This window comes from Vibrio sp. qd031 (genome assembly GCF_002100145.1).
Taxonomy (GTDB): Bacteria; Pseudomonadota; Gammaproteobacteria; order Enterobacterales; family Vibrionaceae; genus Vibrio.
On record NZ_JXQD01000030.1, the window covers coordinates 160,656 to 176,022 of the forward strand.

Here is a 15,367-nt window from a genome sequence, read left to right on the forward strand (position 1 = left end):
TAAACGAAAACGCCCAAAGCACACTGCTTTGGGCGTTTTATTCACCATTTGGTATTTACTGCATAATCAGATTTATTCTGAATCCATCTCAGCAGAGTTGGGACGCAGCTGGCGCTGAACACCCAATAAAAAATTACGCAAGATTTGATCTTTGCATTCGCGGTAATGCTTATTACCAGGCTTGCGGAAAAATGCGCTCAGCTCGTGTTTACTCAAACGAAAATCAACCAAATCTAAGATCTCTAGAATATCTTCGGCCTTTAAGTTAAGGGCAATACGCAGCTTTTGGAACACCATATTGTTATTTAACTTATCTTCCGGGGTTGGTTGTTCACCATCGCGCTTTCCGCGCTTAAGATTAATCAATCCATTTAAAAATGTGGCTAATTCTGTATCGGTCAGCGTGATAAAGGCATCATCTTCATCTTTCTTAAGCCAGCCAGTCACTTGTTCGGCAGTAACGCTCACATCGGCCAGAGCGAAGATTTCGATGACTTCATTATCTTTAAAATCAAAGGTGTAACGTACACGACGCAAAATATCATTATTGGTCAAAATAGATCCTAGTCTTAGGTAAACCCAGCATAATCAGAACGATCACTGGAGAGACGTTGATTTTAGCAGAATTACGCCTCAACCCCTATTAATACTATGCAGCCACCCGCCCAACACACCAATCAATCAGGTACAACAATAAGCCCTAACGGCTCCAACAACTGCTCTTGTTGCCAAGCACAAATCTTCACCCCGGTAAGATCGACCCTTCTTGGATCTAAGCCATAAAGCTCTGAGTGACTAAGATCGCAACCGCGTACATTAAACTGCGACCAACACTCTTCAGAAAAGACGCCGCGGCTCAGATCGGACTCTTTAAACGATGCACCACTTAAATTGGCTCCAATCCATCTGTTTTCGAATAGCTCACACTTTTCAATCACCTGCTTTTCGAAGTTTGCGTACGACAAATTGCAGCCGGAAATGTACGCCGAACAAAAGTACATCTTGTTGGACACCTGATTCAAAAAACTGGTTTGTATAAAGCTAGCCCCTTTAAGATCGCACTCTCTCATCTCAATACCAAAGCAGTTGGCACCATTAAATGTGGCCATTGAAAGTCGACATCGCTTGAAGGATGCATCGCGTAGGTCAGCATAAGAGAAGTTACAGCCGTCTAGATCGCCTTGTTCGAGAAAGGTACAATCTACAAACTGAACGTCTCTTAAATTTGCACGGCTAAAGTTACAGCGGACAAAGGTGCATTTTAAAAATACGCTGCCACTTAAATCCTGCCTAGAAAAGTCCATTTGCTCATACGACTGTTCTGTTTTTTCCATTGCGAGTTCCTCATCATTTTATTGCGCTGAAGACTACCACGTAGTGTTAACTTCACAAGAAAAACAAAACCATTAAAAACAACAAGTTAAAATCGCTCGAAATGGGCTATATAAGGCGCCAAACTGGCTCTGTGAGGTGTTTGAAGCGGCCCATCGGAGGGTGGCAACCAGAAAAAAGTTTAGCCGCCTGTATGACGTAATTAGAAAAGAGGATGTATTAGCCATTCGTTGCGACTCACTCAATATCAACCTGCAGCAAAAAACCATCACAAAAAAGCACTTAAAGAGTCAATGACTGTAACCTGTCATTGTGCATTGTCTGCCACCCAACTCGACACTAGCTTACCCTCCTCAAAGCTCAGTGACGCAGTGTGGCTGTAGCAAAGCTGATAGCCAAATGCAGATTAGGGATGTTTACTTAGAACATCAAAAGTGTAACGTGATAGCCGAGTAAGCACTGTCTCAACGATTACGAAGGCTTATTCTCACGAGCTTGTTTTCGAACTTGTTTTCGTGCATGGCAATGATGCAGGACGGTTATCTTTTCTTGGTCTGATGCACCCGACCAAGCGACAATTTCGTCAATGCTACGAAAACAGCCCACACAAATATCGTGCTCATCTAAACAGCAATTTCGCACGCAAGGCGACTCGACGCTGCAACATTCAATCTCACTGTCCATGTTGGAATTCTAGCCTGTGATTATTTTAGTAAGTGTATCTTAACGTTACCTTTAACTGCCTACAAAGCCAACACCGTCGTAATTATACAGCCGGCCTACACAACTGCGAGCGACTCCGCATGCTTTTTGAAGTTATTCAATATGCTTAGCCAGCCTTGGCGTTGTTCTTCACCTGTGTGTATGTTCTCTGCATCAAAGGTTTCAATCACTTGAGTACCCGTTGCTGATTCAATAAACCTCACCGTGACTGTTCTGCCGTCTTCTAGAATAAAGTCTATCGCTGAGCTCGGTTCGATCGCTGTAAACTCACCGCTAAAATCAAACCCCATAGAGCCGTCTTTCGCTTCCATTCTATAGGTGAATGTCCCGCCAACAGTAAGATCAATATCGGCCGATGGGCAGCACCAGTCGTCAGAGGCAAAATTCCAATGGGTGATGTCTGTCGGCGACGTCCACGCGCGCCAAACAGTGCTGGGAGGGGCATTGACCATGACCTCTATAGAAATATTCATCGTAACTCCTTGTACGCTTTAAACTGTCGCAGCCAATCACTTTATTATCCGCAATTGGGCGGTTTCTTTTAACACAGCAAATCCACTCGCAGCGCCTCCCACCAGAGAGTGCTACGTACGACTTAAGACATGCCTACATAGCCGTCCAGTGACGCAATAGACTGAATCCAGCGCGCAATGTTGGGATAGTTATCTAGGTTAAAGCCTCCCTCATCCGCCACATGGGTGTAGGCGTACAGTCCAATATCGGCGATAGTGAGTGTGTCACCCACCAAGAATGTCGATTTGGATAACTGCTGCTCCATGATGCGCAGCGCTTTATGCCCACCAGCCTGCAGCGAGTGATATTCATCGAGACGCTCGGGTGGCATACCTTGGTATTTTTGAATAAAACGCGCCACTGCAATGTATGGTTCATGAGAATACTGTTCAAAGAACAGCCATTCGTACACTTTGGCTTTTTGATAGGTGTCGGTGGGTAAAAAGTCGGTGCCTTCTGCAAAATACCCCAATATGGCGTTGGATTCACAGAGTACACGTTGATCATCGAGAACAACGGTCGGGATCTTGCCGTTAGGGTTAAGGGCTAAGAATTCGTCTGTATGTGTTTCTTTTTCTAAAATATTGATGTGCATCCATTGATGCTCAATATTGAGTAAAGACAGTAGCAATTTCACTTTTAAGCAGTTACCAGACTGCATATCTCCGTATACGATCATTGCACACTCCATGTGTTCATCGTGAAAGGCAAAAACGCCTCAAATAGTTTGTAATTCGCTAACCCACTTTACCTACGCTAGGGTGTTTGTCCGATGCGTACTCATGGTCAGTATCATCAAGATACCTGCCCAATTTAATGAGAGGCTTGCAATACACCTTACCAGTTTATTTCTTTTCCACCTTCAACCACGTGGCAAGATTCGATCAACGATGTCATTACAATAACCTTATCCGGCACGATCCCAAAGTACTCAGTGAGAGCGGTTGCCAAGCCTAACTGGAGCACACTCACCGATTTAGGTGACCACAGATTGGGTATGGTTAAGGTGCAAGTCGCGTCGTACGATTTACCTGCTTGGTCTGCTGCTTGTACAACGGTTATGGTCATTTCTGAGGAGTCGAACCCAGAATATCGAGCCCATTTTTCAATAAGCTGAGTTGAGTCGTTGCTTGGATTAGCAACATCGGGTGATAGCACGCAGTGGGCAATGGGCATAGAGTCCTCCGTGACAAAATGAGATGAGGGGTCGTTAAATAGTCAATCAGCCCCGTGTTCTCAGATCACACCTTGTTCACTAGTTGTGGTTCGGCGACTATTTACTGCTCAGTTTGCAGTATCGAGAATAAGAGCATTTCCTCCCCCTTAAAGGGGTCATGTTGAAGAGTAAACGATGTATCTAACGAGAACCCATTATTGATAAGCACTTTCTTAGAGCCTACATTTTTCGCTAAACAGCCACTTTTAATCCGACTAATACCTTGCTCCACAGCCAGATTTACAGCTCTGCTGAGTGCCGCTGTCGCTATTCCTTTACCCTGAAAATCGGCGCGCACCCAATAGTCGACATCTGTACTTCTTTCAACTTTAGAATAGTTATTGAGAGCCATAATCCCACAAAACTCATTATTGAACTCAATCACATACACTTTCGCTGTTACAGATTCTATTTTAGGGCGAACATGGGCAAACCACGTCTGTGCGCCATCGTCGGGATAGGGCGATGGCACATAACTCAATCGGCTAATTTCAGGATGCGAGGCATGCTTTTGCACATTAGGCAGGTCACTTTCTTTTAGTATTCTAAGCTGAATCAACATCATCTCCTATGTGGAATAGCCAGTAGTAAGCAAGCTCGTGTCCTACGAGGCTATTTACCCACTCATCAACGAACCTGGGCCTAAGAACTCACTTTGGCTCGCAAAACGCAAAGAATACGTAAGGCTTCTCATGCGACTTACCACTATGAGCGATAAACTTGTTTACCATCCATCCATGTCTCTAGCACCTTAATGCTTTTGATTGTTTCTACCGGTACCTTGCGTGGGTCGTTATCTAGAATAACTAGGTCGGCAAATTTACCCGGCTCTAGACTACCAATCTCTTTTTCGGAGAAAAGCTGCCACGCCGCTTCGGATGTAATGGCGCGAATTGCAGATTCAACCGAAATTCTTTCCTGTGGGCCCAGAACGTAATCCGGTTCCTTCCAAGTGCGTCGCGTCACGGCCATTTCCATCATATGCAGCGGCACGGGATCGGTCACCATAAAGTCCGAATGCAGGGTAAAACTGATCCCTGCATTTTCAATCGACCGACAACGGTCAAGCAATTGCGCTTTTTCAGGCCCAAAGACATCATCGCGCATCGCGACTCCCCAGTAATATACGTGCCCAATAAGGAAACTGGCTGAAACACCGAGCTCCTTCATGCGTGTAATCTGGTCGTCGTGGAGTATAGAGCAGTGCTCTATCCTAGGCCGTACCTTGGCCATGTCGATGCCGGCATCACGCAAAGCCTCGCAAGTATCGAGAATGTTGTCGATTGCCGCATCACCATTGCCATGAATTGCGAGATGCCAGCCTTTCTTGGCCCGCTCCATTGCAGCGGCTGTTAACTCTTCTGGGGACATGTAGGCAATACCACGATCGTCACTGCCCAAGTATGGTTCTCGCTGAAGGCCGGTATAGCCCTGATTCGATCCATCCGCCACCAGTTTGTAGCCAGCAATACGCGCCAAGCCATTCCCGTCGCCTTGCTTCACATTAGCCTGATCCCATGTGTCAGCGCCAAGTGTATAAAAAGGGTAAGCTCTGATCCGTGCGTTCAAACGGCCACTCGTTGCTGCGGTGGCCAACACCTGAGCATCGGCAGGCGACTGCGAGAGGGCACCTAGGCTCAGTTCAGATACCGTGGTCAAACCTGTCTCAGACCATTTATCCAACAAGCTCACTAGACCTTCAACTGGATCCACTTCTGCCATAGCGGGATAATTAGACACGACCTTCATAAACGCCACGTTGTTCTTCATGACTCCGGTTAAATTACCAGCCGCATCCCTTACAAACTCACCGCCAGGTGGATTCTCTATATCATTGGGAATATTGGATACCTCGAAGGCTTTCGAGTTAGCGTACGCCAGATGACCAGAGGCATTGATCACGAAGATTGGATGATCCGTAGACAGGGCATCAAGATGCGAGAAAGTCAGGGCATCGGCGCCTTCTTGGACCGCCGGGTCGAAATTTCGGAAAACCAGCCACTCACCTGCTGGCGTCTGTGCCACCTTGGCAGCAATGTGTGCCAAAACCTCATCGACCGTCCCATATTTCGCCATACCAACATAGTCCATAAGGGCATCCACTACAGAGCCGGCAACGACATGGCTGTGCGGATCAATAAACCCAGGAAGTACAACCTTACCTTCGAGATCCACAATGGTTGCATCGCTTCCAGCCGCCTCACGCACCGCAGCATCGGTGCCCACGGCAAGGATGCGATTGCCGTGGATAGCGATCGCCTCTGCCTCAGAGAAGTTGTCATCGACGGTTAATACTTTACCGCCCGTAAAAACAGTCGTCTTATTATTAGTCGCTTCGATGTTTGATCCAGTGCAACCAGGCAACATGAAAGCAAGGCTTGTAGCGGCTGCACTTGTTTTTATGAAGCCGCGTCGGCTCAATGCTGAGAAATCAATCCCCCAGTTACAAGCCCATCCGCTGCCACTGTCCGCCTTAGCCTTCATCGCCTTAAATGCGCTATTTCCCGTAATGAACCCATGAAATCCGCCGCTACAGCAGGCACAACCGTATTTTTCTCTCGTCATAATGTAGATGTCCTTCCTAGCTAGACATAATGACCCCCACAAGGTGCTAGCCTCTAATAACGTGGGTTAGCTTGATGCCACAGCCATAAGTAGTGTGCAAACAACAAAATCTAGAGACCAGTATCACTAACGATAGCATAACTTTCATGAGTTTAGATACGCAGATGCCCTTTATACAAATTGCAGTTCTAAAAGAGATCACGCTGAAAATCCAGCAAGGCCGCCTCGCACTAAAACGTTACTCGATGTCATCACCATGACTCAGCAACGCCGCTATTAAGTCTTCTTCCTCACCTTGAATAGCGACTATAACGTGACGCTACCCAATGATGGTTTTAGCCATATTAAAACCGGTGATCTCGAAACCAACCTCTTGATATAGCTTAAGTGCACGCTGATTGTAATACGCAACTCTTAGCTTAATTTGAGTAATACCTATCTGTTGCAGCTTATCTTCTAAAGCCTCTATCGATTCGGTACCCAGTCCTAACCCGCGATAGGCAGCCGCCACAAAGAAGTCATAGATAAAAGTGGATTTCTCTGTGTGATTTATTGAGTGCCATAAATAACCGACCCGCTTCACTTCGCCAGCGATATTTGCATCAATGCACATGAGTGAGTGCTCCTTGCTTTCTAACCCGTTGGGAAAGCAGCGCTGCAGATCTTTCTTCGCTAGGTCGATGGCAACCTCTATAGAGTGCCCATAGTTTTGCGAGATTTCTTGGCTGTAATCATCAATAAAATACTGACAGTATGCCGGGTATTCCTCTGGACGCATGTCCCTTAGTACGACCATTGTTACCCCTTGTTTTTGATTATCTAGATTGCACTCGCTGTCACTCTCGATTGCTTAGAGGATTGCAATAAGTCGTGCGCTACAGCGTGAATTTGCCTTGAGTACGGGCGCCTAGAATACGGCGCTTTAAGTATTGCGCTTTTTCACTCGTCGCAACTATATGGCCCGTGTATTCATCAACGAACCGCGACACCTTCAACTTCAATCACAGAACTCACGTTCGCTCTCTCAATAATCTTTAGCACGGTGGTTTGAATAAGCTCATTTTCTCGTATCTCGGTCTCACAAGAGAAACGCTCCTCTTGGGCGCTTTCACCCTCGGCGATCTTAAATTGAAGCACCACCTCTGTTGCGCACTCTTTGGTATCGCCATAGTAAGCTAAGGTGATTTGTGGGTAACCATTGAAGCCTTTTTTAACGTGTTTTGCGATTCGCTTTTTTGCTTTATCTAAATTCATGTTGCTTCCTTTTGATTCGGTATCCCATGGGAGAATAAGTCGAGTTAAACAGCAAGTGAATGGTCACTTACTTATGAACTGTTTAAGGCTGGTACGCATTATCTGAGCCTATCATTTTGTTAAGACTTTTTCTCAAGCAGCTCAGACACTGTGACAAATTCAAACCCGTCTTGTTTTAATCCGTCGATAATAGAGGGTAAGGCGTCTCTGGCGTAAGTGTTTTTACTGCCAAGAACATGCAGCAATATAATCGCCCCTGGCTTTGACTGCTCGATGACAAACTCTGCGATGGATTCTGAGCTTTTGTTTATCTCTGAATAGGTCTCGGGTTCAATGCTCCACATTACAGTGACTATGCCTTGCTGAGACAAGTAATGCGGCAATACAAACAGCTTTTTACCGTAAGGCGGCCGAAAGGTAATGTCGCCCTCATACCCAGCCGAACGAATTAACTGATTGGTGGTTTCAATTTCGTAGGCTATTTGTGTGGGAGTTTTAAACACCAACCTGTCGTGTGAGTAGCTGTGATTGCCAATCTCATGCCCATGACCAACGATGCTGCGGGTCGCATTAGGGTTGGACACCATTCCTTTGCCATTCAAATAGAAGGTTGCTTGAACCTGGTGCTGATCGAGGGTGTCTAACACTTGGTCAGTAATATCGGCATTCCACGGGCCATCATCAAATGTCAGCGCAATGACCCTCTCGGACGTCTCTACCTGTGACACGATGTCGCCAAACAGCTGGACACTTCTCGCTTTGCTCAGCTGCCACAAGCCTGCAGCCAGCGCGACGACGAGCAGCAAACTAACCATCACTTTTTTCATTGTGTATTTCTCGATAAATTATGGACGTAAAGCACCGAACAAATCTGCGTTAGCTTAGACAACGGGCAAACCGATGCGCGTTCCCATCATACATGCTTAGACTCGTAGAAACGGACGCTTAGCGCTTGAGCCAACGTTGGTTAATTGCCTTAGCGATTTGTAGAAACGCATTAACCGCTGTACTTACTGCGTGAGAGTTATTCATCTCTTCTGTCAGGTGAGTAAAGTGGGAGGCGTACTTCTCGATGGCTTCGCGATCGGTGGACGCAAAAATGACGTCACCGTCAACCTCAAGCCCAGAGTTCAATAGCTGAGCCTTTTCTTCTAGAAAGGTCTCGCTCCCCATGACAAGAAACGTGAAATTTTGTCGCTCTTTTCCTGGCTGGCAGAAGAACTGATACTTGGCCATTACTCATTCCTTTTACGCAATATCCAATACACTGTGTATGCTAACTTAAAAGTGTTGGGAGGCTTAGTAATCAATTGATAATCAATGATATACATCCCAAACATTAGCGAGACCGTGATGACAAATATATCTCGTATCCAACACTTTGCAGGCTGATTTTCACACTAAGACAAGTCAAAAAGCAAACCATAACGATCGATAGCTTATGGGGAGGATTGGCAATCGACTTCACCACAACAGCAAAAATGGTAACATGCTGCATCTGTAAAAATCATGAGATAAAACAACCATGTCCAATCAAAACCCAGTCATCAAAGACGTATACGTCGCATTCCAAGTTATCCCCAGACTAAAACAAGGGAACAACTTTGAAGTTGTTGATAAAGCGATTGAAGTGGTAAAAGCGGCGGATGTGCCCTTTCAGGTAGGCGCGATGGAAACAACAATGCGAGGAGAGCTAAACCATCTGCTCGAGATTGTAAAAGACGCCCAACAAGCCTGTTATGACGCGGGCGCCCTTGAAGTGATCACCAACATCAAAATTCACAGTAAAACTGAAGCCGCAACCGATACATTCTGCACCTACGATCGCGGTGTGACTAAAGCCAATCACATGTTTGTAGACCAGTAGTTTTTTAGCCACCGCGATTACATCATCGTGGTGGCTTACCGACTTTAAGGAGAAACTGGCGCGTAACCTAGTTAAGCAAAAGTGAGTTCACTAGCGTTCATAAAGCCGACTCAAATGACCTTGATAGGCGTATCAATATTAACCCGTACGCAGCGCTAATATGGCTGGAATATCATCAATCTCTCGGTAACGTGATAAATTCTCGTCCTTGGCCTCAATAGCAACAATAGACATCCTGTCGGCCAACTCATTCCCCTCAATGCCCACGTGCCCGTTGACATGATGGATAGCGATGTTAGAAGCAATTTCCTGATACAGCGCATACGCAGGTTGAATAATGTCTAGGTTTTTAATCTCACCACCCGCTTTCGTCCAACCTTTCTTCTCCCAGCCAGCGGCCCATTTTGTAATGCAGTCGATTGAGTATTTAGAGTCACAAAAAATACCCACCGATTGGCCAGAGCTTAGCTTCTCTTTGGCGATGATTAGCGCTTGGTTTAGGCCATTTAGCTCAGCGGTATTATTTGTGCCCATCGATTGGTAAAGGCCATACCAAAGCTCACTCAATACATTATCGTTATACACCGCCAGACCTGTCCCCGCTTCACCTGGGTTTGGATCGCAGGCGCCATCGGTAAAGATTTTAACTTGATACTCCATAGCATCAATTTGCTGCTGAGTAAGCGGTGCTGCTTTTGCTTTTTTAGGCTTGCTAGCGCCCTTTACGGCTTTGCTCGCAGCGGTATTGGTTGAGCTACCACCAAACGCAGACTCGGCTTCTTCTAAAGTTGGGAACGACTTATACCGAGCACCCGCAAAACCATCGACCAGTGACTTGCACTTAGGCCAAGTAGTGAAAATGCCCGTTTCACGGCCTTTCCAAACAACATAATATTTTTTAGCCACATAGCCTCCGCGACCGAAATTATAAAATAGAACTATCAATGCCCAATTTAGAGGCGAAAAACGCAACCTCATGGGTTGAACAAACCACCGTGATCACCACAGCCAAAACCCAAACCAGTGGCGCCACACTGTGACTGCCCGCTAGAGTTGACTGTTAAAGGGTTAGTTCACCATTATAAATTGTGTTCGGCTCGTTCATCCTTGCATTCGTATGAGCCCATTTCAAACTCTCTACAAATTAAAGGGCGATTTTCATAAATAGTGCAGGTGTAGAGCTCACGATCTAACGCAGAGCACCAACCATCGGATAACCTGAGCATAGTTTCACCGCCCCATCTATCACGCTTTACATGCTCTTCCGGCACGCCAGTATCGGTGAGGATCATGACCTCTAAGCGGCAACAACACGCTTTGCAATTTGAGCAGGATACGTCGGGGGTTGATAGAGTTTTGGTGGGAATATTCATATAGCTTAGTCTGGTGGTCAATTGGGTAGTATACCTGAATAAGCCTGAGCGATGCATTGGTAGATGGCGCTAAAAAAATTAACAGCCAATTAAGTCGTGAGCAACGCGACCACCAACCTAACCCGTTGTGCCACAATCACTGAAACAAAAGACAAACTGAAAACGCCGAGTGCAGCAAATCGTATTGATGCATTTTTTCAAGGTACAGCACCCTGAAACGACAATCGCACAATTTGCTTATAGAGACACAACGGGCTTGTTTAACAATCGGGATTTAACGCTGGCTGGCGCGGCACTTAATCCACATTTGTTATGCATTAATTGGTTCACTATGCCGACACTTGGGAAATGCACTACACGCCCAAAACTCACTGCCAACAGACTTTCCCTTTTTAGCCACTTTTACACACATTTCAGAAGAACACTTAGGGCAAATTTTCAGTTCCCTTTCTGGTTCCAATGTCAGTGAAGGCTCTGCCAATGATACAGATGTATCTTGAAGTTCAGCAAAACAAATACTCAATGATTGTCGAATATCGTCAACACTATATGCGGTTTTAGCGGGAAATCTAATTAATGGGAAACCTGCTGATTTACATGCACTTTCTAAGAAAGCATCTCTCGCTTTTTGTTTTTCACTATTGTGAGATTTATCATCCAGTTCAATACTACAAATAAAGGATAAATCGCCTTTATTACAAAGAACAAAGTCAAAGTGTTTCGCTGATATTTTATTAAAGGCGGATTGCCAAGCTCCTTTTACCCCACCTTTCTTAGGTGTGATTACATCGGCAACTCGCACTTTACCAAAAGCAACAACATCGTTATTAATCGCTTGATTTAGTACACCAAAAAAAGACCGTTCGGCAGGTGTAAAAAGCACATTTAATCTCTCATAAGAGTGCTCAAACTCGTCACTTTTTTGTTGAGGCTTTACCTTCAATTTGAAAACAAACAACAGGATAAAAGCGATTACTACTAAAATAATTAAATTCACAGCGGCTCCTTATTGATACATAACGAATGACATGAACACCCCCTTGCGAGGATCTGCCACACGAATGGGGTGCCTAATGACACCGGAGGCACCATGTCTGATTATTTTTAATTCTGGGGTATTAACCTCGTTGGTCTTCAAACCGTCGACCAAAAGCGTGAGGTCATACTTCATAAGTTAGTATCGCGCTCTAACCTACTGACTACAATACCAAATATACCACTTATACGTATAGGCGTTGCAGCGTGTTTTGCGCACATTATTAGGCAAGAACACTCCATAAACTTGGGCATTCCCCCCAAATTATGGCGGCTAAATACGGAGTGCCTTCTCACACTAAAGAGAAGAATGACCTTAGTGATGCCGTTTATATCTGCGACATTGTTCCGCGCCCATCAACTCGATTTGCACCTGTAAAATATTCCGAGCACCTCGCCCTCAATCCACTACCGCGACTCTCGCGTCACTTGCTGATGGTACTCGGTTTGATAAAACCCGTGATTTCTCTGCTTGGCTAAGTTTTGTCCCGACACAATACGCTACTGCCAGAAAGCCTCGGTTAGGCAGGATCACCAAGCTCGGAGACTATCAGCATTAGGCGGAAGCGGTGATGAGTTATACCCGAGTAGCTGCAATTTCTCGGCTGGCGAGCACACAGCCTACTTTACCAAAGAAGGCGGCTTTATTGTGACCGTTGCTGCTCTTGATTGGTACACTAACCGAGTCCATCTTGAGTTTGTTGCAAGACAACTCCCAACTATTTCCAGTTAAAAAAACACCAAATCAATTCATTTATTTGAACTTCGTCACAAAAACAGTAGAATGCGGCGGTGTTAGAAAATTGACTTACAACAGGATATAAGACGATGAATGCTACATCACTGCCTATATCGGACACTGACAGCGCTAATATTTCGGATAACATGACGAAACAATCCACCTCAGCATTGAGCGAAATTGTCACTCTATTACTTATGTATTTAGTTACTGCCGCTATCAGTTTGGCGCTTACCCTAACTTGGGTACTGTAACCAGTTTTTCAAGGATTTGAAAAGTGGTAATGCTCTCACAAAAAACAGGGAGCATTACCATCTGAATAACTGACCATTGGCTTATAAAGAACGGCATAGATTCCCCTTCCGAGGGTTCGCCTATGGCTACGCCATCCAACACTCACTCTAAGCTATTCCTAGATTCCGTAAACGATACGATTCTCATAGAAACCTCACATGTGCATTAAACGAGACAGGTATAAACCTACAAGCCTAAGTTGTACTACATCAAGTACGTATATGCGATAGGCAGGTCATGAATGACATGGACTGCATTGGGGTCAGTCGACCGAGTTAGCACAAAGTAGAACGATGTATTTAACTCCAGCCATGAGGCATGCTTTCATCGTCGTTATACTCGGAACCACAAATAGTGCACTTGAAGTAACTGACATTTGATTTCGAGCTGTTTTGATTGAGTAATACGGTGAACACGAAATGAAGAATCTTGTACTTTGGATTGTTCTTTTTAGCTATTTGGGCTTCAACTTCTGAACCACTTAATCTGCGGTGTGCTGTCTTTTGATTACATCTACCACAGTGTAGTTCTGTTCCATTATCAGACATATAAACCTTCCTGGTATGAAATTCTCAATCTGTGTGCTAACGCCTTGCTCACCGGAAAATTGCGAGCGCAGAGAGTCATTTTTGCCCCCTGTCAAATGCTTGTTATATGCCTAGCGCGCACCTATACTTAATGCGCATATAAAACACGCATAGAATGATACTATGAGAAACGCATTTAATACACAAGCCCCAAAGAAAGCGGCCAACTTGACTTTGAATAGCGAGTTGCTTGCAGAAGCGAAACGTCTGAAAATTAACTTGTCAGCGACAATGGAAAAAGCACTTGAGAAAGAAGTAAGCCAACGCCTTAAAGCTGAATGGCAAGAGCAAAATGCTGAGGCTATCAATGCTTGTAACGGGCTCACTGAAAAACATGGTCTATTTTCTGAGTCTTACCGAGTATTCTAATGTCACAATTTGCCCTATACCAAAACAACGATAAAAGCACTGCAACTGCTTACCCCTACTTTGTCGATGTTCAGAGCGAATTGCTCGACACACTGAATACTCGGTTAGTCATCCCACTAACGCCAATTGAACTGTTAGAAAAAAAAGCGCCTAGTCACCTATGTCCAGTGATACACATAGATGAAGGTGACTTCGCTATTTTGACTCACCAAATGGCGAGCGTACCAACGAAAATCCTAGGTGAACCTGTCAATGAACTGACTCGTTTTAGAGACGAGATCATTGCCGCCATCGACTTTCTGATTACTGGCATATAGCGCCCCGCTAAGTGGATAACCAACACAACCACTTAACTAAAAATTACCGCCGTAAACGCCAAAGCGGATTAAACCCATTCTAACGGCCCTTAAAAATCAAATTAAAAAGTTTGAAGATAAAGTAGAAAGACTCATTGAACCCTGTCCTAAATACCACGCTAAAAACACGATCCTTCAAAGTTTGCCCGGCTTAGGAAAAGTGGCAGCTGCGAGCTAAATTTGCAACGCACCTGAGCTAGGATATATAACCAATAAACAAGCTGCCCCATTGATTGGTGTTGCCCCTAAAACGGAGAGAGCGGTCGCTATAACGGTAAAAGAATGATCCAAGGTGGTAGGCATCAAGTGCGCACAGTTTTCTATATGGCCATGATGTTAGCTATACAATGTATCCCTATTTTCAAGGGTACATATCAGCGATTATTAGCTGCGGGTAAACCCAAAAAAGTCGCAATAATTGCCTGTGTTAGGAAGATGACTGTGATCCTAAACTCGATGCTTAGAGACGGTGTGATGTGGGATGTATCTACGGCGAAAATTTAATTATTGACGCCATAGTCTCTTGTTGAACGAAGCCGCTCCGCGGCAGAGCAAAACGTAAAAGCACCATACTTCTTGTTACTCCATCACTCGATGGTAAACAAAGGAGTTACCACTATGAACGCCAACGAACTTGCTCGATACAACACTCTCTATAAACAACACCTTACCAACCTTAAACTGCAAGGTAAACGGCCTGCCACCATGGATGCCTATTCTCGTGCGGTGCGCCGCATCAGTCACTTCTTTGATTGCAGCCCGACTCGCTTACCACTTCTCAGCTCAAGCAGCACTTTGCTCGTCTGATTGAAACTCACTCCTGGAGTACCGTTAAGCTCGACCGCAACGGCTTACAGTTTTTCTATCGCTATACCCTAGACAAGCAGTGGGAGTGGCTAAACATCGTCAGGCCACCTCGCACTAAAAAATTACCCGATGTCATCACGGCTCCTCAGTTCGCACTGCTCATCACCATGACTCGCCAGCGCCGCTATCAGGTCTTTTCCCTCACGCTATATTCTATGGGGCTTCGACTCAGTGAGGCGCTTAACCTGACCGTTCAAGATATTGATGCACACTCAATGCAAGTGCACATTCGAGACGGTAAAGGAGGCAAAGGCCAATCTGCACTGGAGTACTTGTC

19 protein-coding genes and 3 pseudogenes are annotated in these 15,367 nt (G+C 45.2%); 7 read left to right on the forward strand and 15 right to left on the reverse strand.

The genetic code is table 11. The annotated features are described in order from the left end of the window. Positions 1–72 precede the first annotated feature (72 nt). The 12 genes from ST37_RS17210 to ST37_RS17265 all read right to left on the reverse strand — a co-directional run bounded on the left by ST37_RS17210 (position 73) and on the right by ST37_RS17265 (position 8,839). On the reverse strand, positions 73–555 hold the full coding sequence (locus ST37_RS17210; RefSeq protein WP_084888684.1) for a DUF1456 family protein: 483 nt from the start codon (positions 553–555) through the stop codon (positions 73–75). Positions 556–677: 122 nt separating this feature from the next. After that, positions 678–1,334, reverse strand: a complete 657-nt coding sequence (locus ST37_RS17215) for a Qnr family pentapeptide repeat protein (protein WP_084888686.1) — start codon at positions 1,332–1,334, stop codon at positions 678–680. A 469-nt stretch (positions 1,335–1,803) separates the two neighbouring features. Continuing rightward, complete coding sequence (locus ST37_RS17220) at positions 1,804–2,016, reverse strand: DUF1289 domain-containing protein (protein ID WP_084888689.1); 213 nt, start codon at positions 2,014–2,016, stop codon at positions 1,804–1,806. 95 nt (positions 2,017–2,111) lie between these two features. Continuing rightward, entirely contained in the window at positions 2,112–2,528 is a 417-nt protein-coding gene (locus tag ST37_RS17225; protein WP_084888691.1) for an SRPBCC family protein, read from the reverse strand. A 122-nt stretch (positions 2,529–2,650) separates the two neighbouring features. Then, complete coding sequence (locus tag ST37_RS17230; RefSeq protein WP_084888693.1) at positions 2,651–3,247, reverse strand: glutathione S-transferase family protein; 597 nt, start codon at positions 3,245–3,247, stop codon at positions 2,651–2,653. Between the two features lie 158 nt (positions 3,248–3,405). After that, positions 3,406–3,744, reverse strand: a complete 339-nt coding sequence (locus tag ST37_RS17235) for a hypothetical protein (RefSeq protein ID WP_084888695.1) — start codon at positions 3,742–3,744, stop codon at positions 3,406–3,408. A gap of 101 nt (positions 3,745–3,845) precedes the next feature. Next, on the reverse strand, positions 3,846–4,349 hold the full coding sequence (locus ST37_RS17240) for a GNAT family N-acetyltransferase (RefSeq protein WP_084888697.1): 504 nt from the start codon (positions 4,347–4,349) through the stop codon (positions 3,846–3,848). A 140-nt stretch (positions 4,350–4,489) separates the two neighbouring features. Continuing rightward, complete coding sequence (locus tag ST37_RS17245; protein ID WP_084888699.1) at positions 4,490–6,349, reverse strand: amidohydrolase; 1,860 nt, start codon at positions 6,347–6,349, stop codon at positions 4,490–4,492. Between the two features lie 319 nt (positions 6,350–6,668). Beyond that, the gene (locus tag ST37_RS17250) at positions 6,669–7,145 is read right to left on the reverse strand and encodes a GNAT family N-acetyltransferase (RefSeq protein WP_084888702.1); all 477 of its coding nucleotides are present in this window, start codon (positions 7,143–7,145) and stop codon (positions 6,669–6,671) included. A gap of 176 nt (positions 7,146–7,321) precedes the next feature. Next, on the reverse strand, positions 7,322–7,603 hold the full coding sequence (locus ST37_RS17255; protein WP_084888704.1) for a hypothetical protein: 282 nt from the start codon (positions 7,601–7,603) through the stop codon (positions 7,322–7,324). A gap of 119 nt (positions 7,604–7,722) precedes the next feature. Then, complete coding sequence (locus ST37_RS17260) at positions 7,723–8,430, reverse strand: polysaccharide deacetylase family protein (RefSeq protein ID WP_084888706.1); 708 nt, start codon at positions 8,428–8,430, stop codon at positions 7,723–7,725. Between the two features lie 118 nt (positions 8,431–8,548). After that, a complete protein-coding gene (locus tag ST37_RS17265) occupies positions 8,549–8,839 on the reverse strand; it encodes a hypothetical protein (protein ID WP_084888708.1) in 291 nt (96 codons plus the stop codon). 289 nt (positions 8,840–9,128) lie between these two features. Between ST37_RS17265 and ST37_RS17270 the strand changes: the two genes are divergently transcribed. Further along, positions 9,129–9,470, forward strand: coding sequence for a thiamine-binding protein (locus ST37_RS17270; protein WP_084888710.1), 342 nt, complete (start codon positions 9,129–9,131; stop codon positions 9,468–9,470). 138 nt (positions 9,471–9,608) lie between these two features. On the opposite strand, the gene ST37_RS17275 is transcribed toward ST37_RS17270, so the two are convergent. The 3 genes from ST37_RS17275 to ST37_RS17285 form a co-directional block, all read right to left on the reverse strand. Then, complete coding sequence (locus ST37_RS17275; protein WP_084888712.1) at positions 9,609–10,376, reverse strand: ribonuclease H family protein; 768 nt, start codon at positions 10,374–10,376, stop codon at positions 9,609–9,611. Between the two features lie 173 nt (positions 10,377–10,549). Next, positions 10,550–10,843 (reverse strand): YkgJ family cysteine cluster protein, encoded by a 294-nt coding sequence (locus ST37_RS17280; RefSeq protein ID WP_084888714.1) that lies wholly within the window; start codon positions 10,841–10,843, stop codon positions 10,550–10,552. A 310-nt stretch (positions 10,844–11,153) separates the two neighbouring features. Then, entirely contained in the window at positions 11,154–11,840 is a 687-nt protein-coding gene (locus ST37_RS17285; protein WP_084888716.1) for a DUF2726 domain-containing protein, read from the reverse strand. A 120-nt stretch (positions 11,841–11,960) separates the two neighbouring features. Between ST37_RS17285 and ST37_RS20300 the strand changes: the two are divergent. From ST37_RS20300 to ST37_RS17320, 6 genes and pseudogenes are all read left to right on the forward strand, one after another. Further along, positions 11,961–12,426, forward strand: a pseudogene (locus tag ST37_RS20300) (transposase); the annotation flags it as partial. 280 nt (positions 12,427–12,706) lie between these two features. Beyond that, positions 12,707–12,871, forward strand: coding sequence for a hypothetical protein (locus ST37_RS20045; RefSeq protein WP_172401025.1), 165 nt, complete (start codon positions 12,707–12,709; stop codon positions 12,869–12,871). Positions 12,872–13,621: 750 nt separating this feature from the next. Further along, positions 13,622–13,867: a type II toxin-antitoxin system CcdA family antitoxin gene (locus ST37_RS17305; protein ID WP_084888720.1), complete on the forward strand. Its 246-nt coding sequence runs from the start codon at positions 13,622–13,624 to the stop codon at positions 13,865–13,867. Continuing rightward, complete coding sequence (locus ST37_RS17310) at positions 13,867–14,184, forward strand: CcdB family protein (protein ID WP_084888722.1); 318 nt, start codon at positions 13,867–13,869, stop codon at positions 14,182–14,184. Before ST37_RS17305 ends, ST37_RS17310 begins: the two co-directional genes overlap by 1 nt. Before the next feature lie 67 nt (positions 14,185–14,251). Further along, positions 14,252–14,727: pseudogene (locus ST37_RS17315) on the forward strand (transposase); the annotation flags it as partial. Positions 14,728–14,841: 114 nt separating this feature from the next. Next, positions 14,842–15,367, forward strand: a pseudogene (locus ST37_RS17320) (site-specific integrase); the annotation flags it as partial.

Coding starts and splice junctions, on each gene's coding strand:
- ST37_RS17215 (WP_084888686.1), bottom strand. CDS start 1,334: ATGGAAAAAACAGAACAGTCGTATGAGCAAATGGACTTTTCTAGGCAG.
- ST37_RS17220 (WP_084888689.1), bottom strand. CDS start 2,016: ATGGACAGTGAGATTGAATGTTGCAGCGTCGAGTCGCCTTGCGTGCGA.
- ST37_RS17225 (WP_084888691.1), bottom strand. CDS start 2,528: ATGAATATTTCTATAGAGGTCATGGTCAATGCCCCTCCCAGCACTGTT.
- ST37_RS17230 (WP_084888693.1), bottom strand. CDS start 3,247: ATGATCGTATACGGAGATATGCAGTCTGGTAACTGCTTAAAAGTGAAA.
- ST37_RS17235 (WP_084888695.1), bottom strand. CDS start 3,744: ATGCCCATTGCCCACTGCGTGCTATCACCCGATGTTGCTAATCCAAGC.
- ST37_RS17240 (WP_084888697.1), bottom strand. CDS start 4,349: ATGATGTTGATTCAGCTTAGAATACTAAAAGAAAGTGACCTGCCTAAT.
- ST37_RS17245 (WP_084888699.1), bottom strand. CDS start 6,349: ATGACGAGAGAAAAATACGGTTGTGCCTGCTGTAGCGGCGGATTTCAT.
- ST37_RS17250 (WP_084888702.1), bottom strand. CDS start 7,145: ATGGTCGTACTAAGGGACATGCGTCCAGAGGAATACCCGGCATACTGT.
- ST37_RS17255 (WP_084888704.1), bottom strand. CDS start 7,603: ATGAATTTAGATAAAGCAAAAAAGCGAATCGCAAAACACGTTAAAAAA.
- ST37_RS17260 (WP_084888706.1), bottom strand. CDS start 8,430: ATGAAAAAAGTGATGGTTAGTTTGCTGCTCGTCGTCGCGCTGGCTGCA.
- ST37_RS17265 (WP_084888708.1), bottom strand. CDS start 8,839: ATGGCCAAGTATCAGTTCTTCTGCCAGCCAGGAAAAGAGCGACAAAAT.
- ST37_RS17270 (WP_084888710.1), top strand. CDS start 9,129: ATGTCCAATCAAAACCCAGTCATCAAAGACGTATACGTCGCATTCCAA.
- ST37_RS17280 (WP_084888714.1), bottom strand. CDS start 10,843: ATGAATATTCCCACCAAAACTCTATCAACCCCCGACGTATCCTGCTCA.
- ST37_RS20045 (WP_172401025.1), top strand. CDS start 12,707: ATGAATGCTACATCACTGCCTATATCGGACACTGACAGCGCTAATATT.
- ST37_RS17305 (WP_084888720.1), top strand. CDS start 13,622: ATGAGAAACGCATTTAATACACAAGCCCCAAAGAAAGCGGCCAACTTG.
- ST37_RS17310 (WP_084888722.1), top strand. CDS start 13,867: ATGTCACAATTTGCCCTATACCAAAACAACGATAAAAGCACTGCAACT.